The sequence below is a fragment of the uncultured Bradyrhizobium sp. genome (assembly GCF_964252615.1).
Taxonomy (GTDB): Bacteria; Pseudomonadota; Alphaproteobacteria; order Rhizobiales; family Xanthobacteraceae; genus Bradyrhizobium.
The window spans coordinates 1-4,706 of sequence record NZ_CAXUNQ010000097.1; the positions used below are offsets into that span (position 1 = coordinate 1).

2 protein-coding genes and 1 tRNA gene are annotated in these 4,706 nt (G+C 59.9%); 1 reads left to right on the plus strand and 2 read right to left on the minus strand.

Features of this window, described 5'->3' with window-relative positions:
• Window positions 1-395 precede the first annotated feature (395 nt).
• Window positions 396-2,174, minus strand: coding sequence for an acyl-CoA dehydrogenase (locus ACFE72_RS24035; RefSeq protein ID WP_375415635.1), 1,779 nt, complete (start codon window positions 2,172-2,174; stop codon window positions 396-398).
• Between the two features lie 296 nt (window positions 2,175-2,470).
• Between ACFE72_RS24035 and ACFE72_RS24040 the strand changes: the two genes are divergently transcribed.
• Window positions 2,471-2,545: transfer RNA gene (locus ACFE72_RS24040), tRNA-Gln, on the plus strand.
• A 355-nt stretch (window positions 2,546-2,900) separates the two neighbouring features.
• Here ACFE72_RS24040 and ACFE72_RS24045 read toward each other — a convergent pair.
• Window positions 2,901-4,706: CHAT domain-containing protein (locus ACFE72_RS24045; protein ID WP_375415636.1), on the minus strand; the 1,806-nt coding region annotated here is incomplete at its 5' end.

Below are 4,706 nucleotides of genomic sequence, written 5' to 3' on the forward strand. Positions count from 1 at the left end.
ACACGGTCAGCATAAGCGAGGTTTGAAGAGTGGGGATAGGTATACATTCACAAGTACGTGAACGCCGCTTTGCCATTCGCAAGGCGGATCAGCGACTCGATCGTAACACCTCCACCGGCGGCCCTATGAAAAACCCTCTCTCGTCATGCGCGGGCTTGACCCGCCCATTCATCCATCTTCGGAAAGAGTCGTTTCGAAGGCGATGGATTGCCGGGTCAAGCCCCGGCAATGACGGCCGAGATGGGTGCATATGGGTCAAGCCTGGCCATGACGCTCAGGCATTTGTTACCGTCCCGATTTTGCGAAGGGACACGGCCGCACAGCACTCTCCCACATCGTCTTGGTGCAGGCGCTGGAGCCTGTGCGGGGGACAACTGGGAGCACATGTGGAGACGTTAAACCAGTAATACCGCGTTGGCACCGTTCACGGCGTCGGCGCTGTCGATCACCGTGCGTTCCAGCGAGGCTGCCTGCACCGAAATGTTTTCGGCGAAGAAACGCGCCAACGTGACATAGCGCTCGCCAAACCTCTCAGCGGACGAGCGCGCCGCCAGCGCTTCTTCCGCGAGCTTGCATCCGCCGAGGGTCGATCCGAACAGCCTCAGATACGGCGTTGCTCCGGCGAGGGCGTCATTCGGCGCCGAGGCGATGCGCTCCAGCAACCACCGGCTGGCGCGATCCAGCGATCCCAACGCGTCGCGCAGCTTGGCGCCGGTGGTGCCGAAAGCGGGATCGTTGCAGGCTTCGACCTGCTTGACGATATCGGACAGTTCCTCGAGCAGCGCCCACACCGCCTCGCCGTCCTGTGCTGCAAGCTTGCGGGTCACCAGATCGATCGACTGGATGCCGTTGGTGCCTTCGTAGATCGCCGTGATGCGCGCGTCGCGATAGTGCTGCGCGGCCCCGGTTTCCTCGATGAAGCCCATGCCGCCGTGGATCTGCACGCCGAGCGAAGCGACCTCGTTGCCGATATCGGTGGAGAATGCCTTCGCGATCGGGGTCAATAGCGCGCCGCGCGCGGCGGCTTCGCGGCGTGCTTTCGCGTCGGTCGCACGCACCGATACGTCGAGCGCGACCGCGGTGGCGTAGCAGATGGTTCGTGCGGCGGCGGTAAGCGCGCGCATCTGCATCAGCATCCGCTTGACGTCGGGATGCATGATGATGGCGTCCGAACCACCGCCTTTTTTGCCGGCGACGCGGCCCTGGCGGCGCTCCTGCGCGAACGCCAGCGCCTGCTGGTAGGCGCGGTCCGCAATGCCGACGCCTTCAAGCCCGACGCCGAGCCGGGCCTGGTTCATCATCGTGAACATGCAGAGCATGCCGCGATTTTCCTCGCCGATCAGATAGCCGGTCGCGCCGCCCTTGTCGCCCATGGTCATGGTGCAGGTCGGAGAAGCATGCATGCCAAGCTTGTGCTCGACACCGCTGGGATAGATGTCGTTGCGGGCTCCCAGCGAACCGTCGGCATTGACGAGAAATTTCGGAATCAGGAACAGCGAGATGCCCTTGGTGCCGGCCGGCGCATCGGGCAATCGCGCGAGCACGAAATGCACGATGTTGTCGGTCATATCATGGTCGCCGTAGGTGATGAATATCTTGGTGCCGGTGATACGATAGCTGCCGTCGGCGGCGCGTTCGGCCCGTGTGCGCAAGGCGCCGACGTCGGAACCGGCCTGCGGTTCGGTGAGCTGCATGGTGCCGGTCCATTCGCCGGACACCAGCTTCTCGAGATAGACTTTCTTGAGCTCATCGCTGCCGTGCGCATCCAGCGCTTCGATGGCGCTCAGCGTCAGCAGCGGGCAGAGGCCGAAGGCGATATTCGACGCGCTCCAGATTTCGGTGCAGGCGGCGTTGATCGCCAGCGGCAATCCTTGGCCGCCGAATGCCTCGGGTCCCGAAACCGCATTCCACCCGGCTGCGCACCAGCGCTGATAGGCGTTCGGCCACCCCGGAGCGGTTGTGACGCTATCGTTTTCGAGCCTGATGCCGGCTGCATCGCCGACGCGATTGAGCGGTGCGAGGACGTCGCTCGCAAATCGTCCCGCTTCTTCCAGCACCGCCGCGGTGATGTCGCCGTCGAAGTCGCCGTAATGTCCAGCTCTGACGGCGGCCTGCAGACCGGCGCCGTGATTGAGGGCGAGCAGCATGTCGTTGATCGGCGCACGATAAGTCATGACGGATGTCTCGCTTGAAAAAGGACCAGGACCGCAGACCGCCGTCTTCCCACGAAACCGCGCGGCTCTCAACTCCGGGATCGGCAAAATAGTCGACGCAGACACGGGCGGCATGCGGGAACGGGATTACCGCCGGCACGAATACGGGGGCGCGACCAAGGAGGGCATGCGGTTCCGGCCCGCCTCGGGCACGGGCTCCAGCCTGTTGAAATGGCTCGGCTCTCTCTATAGACCGGCATCGGTTGCCTTAAGGAATCCGCGCGGCTATCGTCCCGCCGCTTTCCGGACAGGTCAATTGGGGCGTCGCCAAGTGGTAAGGCAGGGGATTTTGATTCCCCCATGCGGAGGTTCGAATCCTCCCGCCCCAGCCAGGCGGTCACTCAATCTAAGATAGCGGAACAGAAAATGCCAGAAATGCCCGCCAAATGCGGGATTTTGTAAGTTTTACTTCTGTCTCTATACTCCAAAATTCGACAATCTCTGAGCGAAATCCGTGAAAGTCTCTGGCAAACACCGCGAATATTCCCGTTTTCCAGAGACGAGAGCCGGAGACGGGCGCGATCAGCACTCCGAGGTGTGGGCCGGAGTCATTCAGCCGACGGCAATGGAGTCGAACCGCCCTTCAGTTACATTCGGGAACGGCATGCGTCGGGTTTCTAACTCAAGGAGATCGAGCATCGCGTCTTCGCTCGGACAGATCCGGAATAGGTTCTTTGGGCTCGGGCTCTAGGCGCCTTGATAATTGAACGCGGCCCAATATTTAGGGTCTGAAAATGGCCTCGAATTGCTTGGATACTGCTTAACAGCATCAAGCAACGGTTGCAATTTGTCCGTTGCCAGCCCCATTTTCATCATCGCCTGCTGCTCTTGCAGAAAAGAAAAAATCTCTTCACGGGTTGCGTCACGCAACCATAGCTGCGCCTCGCGGAATGCCGGATAGGAATCCAGCCCGTGGCGAAGATGTCTTGAATAGAACTGGCCCACTATCAATGCGGTGGCCAAGTCACTTACGTTCCATCGCGCCGAAATCACGCCTGAAGCGCCAAGTTGTAAAAAGGCGGTCGACATGCCGGATACTTCGTCCGGGTAGTGCTTGACGTCTGTCAAGCCGCTTTCGCACGCCGTCAATATGACAAGTTTCGGTCCGATTTCCGTGGCGGCGAAAGAAAGTTCTTCAAGTGTTAGCCGACTACTGGCACCGGATGCAGAGCGGCCCAATTCCAGGCCTGACGCAAGATAGGACGACCAATTGAAGCGATGGTGCGTTGCAAAGTGCCAGATTGCGTGGCCCTTAAACTTTGCCAGCAGATCAAGCGGACCAGTCCCAGGTGGCACAGTCTGGAGTTCGAGTCCCGACATCGCATTCGCAACCAGAACTTCTTCGGCCGATGCGAACTTCAAATCACCCGTCGGGTTGAAGATGCCCGCGACTGAATTCGGTTGTCCGTCCCTTTGCGCCTTCCTCGCGCGTGCGGCTTGCCAGAAACGTATCGAAGGCGCAGTGCTGATTTGGAACCGATCAAGCAGATACTCGCGTGTTATTGGATTCCTTCCTGCCTCGATTGGAATATTTGCAAGATCAACCGGCGGGACCCAAAGGATGCGTGTTTCCTTAGGTACCTTCGCCTCCTCGAGTGTGATCCAAATCCACTCCGCCAATGAGCTTGCCAGTTGTCCTATTTCCTCGCCGTCTCCCCATTGCCATGCAGCATCAGCTGATTGTCCGATTGACGAGAAAAGCTGCGCGGCGAGGATGGGGTAGCTGCGCTGCGGAAGCACCGAAACCGAGTACCCTGCCGCAGTACGCAATAGTACTGCGCCACCGTCGCGGGTCGTGACCATCGTTAAGATCGCTGTCCCTTGCGGTGGAACGGCATCGGCAGAAAATGTGGGGCTGGCCGCACGCAGGCGGACGCTTCCCGATCGTAACGCTTGCCCGCGACTATCGGCTTCCGGGAGATCGGATCCTTGAACAAGCGCATCCGGCAACGTCTTGAGTCGGTCGCTGGCTCGATCTGATCCGGTCGTAACCGAAGACTTAAACGTTCGTTGCGCCACGACTGCGCGTGTACGTTCCAGCAACTCCATGGCTCGCTGATATTCTCCGAGTCGGATTGCCGCATATGCCCCAAAGGACAGCGCCGGGCTGGCGGTCGAAATTATCTCCCGCACCTCCTCCTCTGCACTCGCGCGGCTCAACAGGGCGTCCGTGGCTTGAAGCACATCTTCCCCAATCCGCCTGGCCGCGAACCAATCGCTCCGATCAGCATCGATCTGGAGCAAATCCGCCAATATCCGCAAACGTTCGAGGGGATGCGTCTCCAGTTGTAGCCTGCTGAGCACCTGCTCGTAGAGATCAACGGCCTGCGTGTACTGCTTTTGCCTGGCGTTTTCATCAATGGTCTTCAAATCATAACTGACCATCCACCCTTCCCATTGGTGGGCAAGCGCCTTGTTGCGCATTGCGACGATCTGACCCTCCCCCGAATGAGTGGACACCTGTAGTAGGCTCGAAGAGCCAGGAGGTGTCGA

Coding starts and splice junctions, on each gene's coding strand:
- ACFE72_RS24035 (WP_375415635.1), bottom strand. CDS start 2,174: ATGACTTATCGTGCGCCGATCAACGACATGCTGCTCGCCCTCAATCAC.